This window comes from Mesorhizobium sp. M7D.F.Ca.US.004.03.1.1 (genome assembly GCF_003998635.1).
In the GTDB taxonomy this organism is placed as follows: domain Bacteria; phylum Pseudomonadota; class Alphaproteobacteria; order Rhizobiales; family Rhizobiaceae; genus Mesorhizobium; species Mesorhizobium loti.
Genome location: NZ_RZQG01001871.1, coordinates 1 through 394 on the forward strand (window position 1 = coordinate 1; position 394 = coordinate 394).

General features: G+C 65.2%; 1 protein-coding gene. It reads left to right on the plus strand.

Going from position 1 to position 394, the window contains the following annotated elements; translation table 11 throughout:
- The coding region (locus tag EN935_RS40460; protein WP_164771952.1) for an FAD-dependent oxidoreductase at nucleotides 1–394 on the plus strand (394 nt) is incomplete at both ends.

The following is a 394-nucleotide window of genomic DNA, read 5'->3' on the forward strand; positions in this document are numbered from 1 at the left end:
TCTCCAGCCTGGACCGTGACGAAGCCACCGCGCGCATCGGCAGTCCCTATCTCGGCGGCTGGATGGTGCACAATTCGGGCCATATCAACCCGTTTGCCATGACCATCGGCCTTGCCGCGGCGCTGGAGCACGAAGGCGCGACCATCCACGAAAACTCCCGCGCAACCCGCATCGAGAAGGTGGAGGGCGGCTGGCGCGTCTTCACCGCGTCGGGAAGCGTCACCGCACCGGAGGTGGTGCTGGCGACCAACGCGCTGACCGGCGACATCTGGCCGGGCCTCAAGAAGACGCTGGTGCCGCTCAAGGTGTTCCAGGCGGCGACCAATCCTCTGCCTGAGGACGTGCGCGCAAAAATCCTTGTCGGCAATCCAGCCGTATCCGACATGCGCAACGA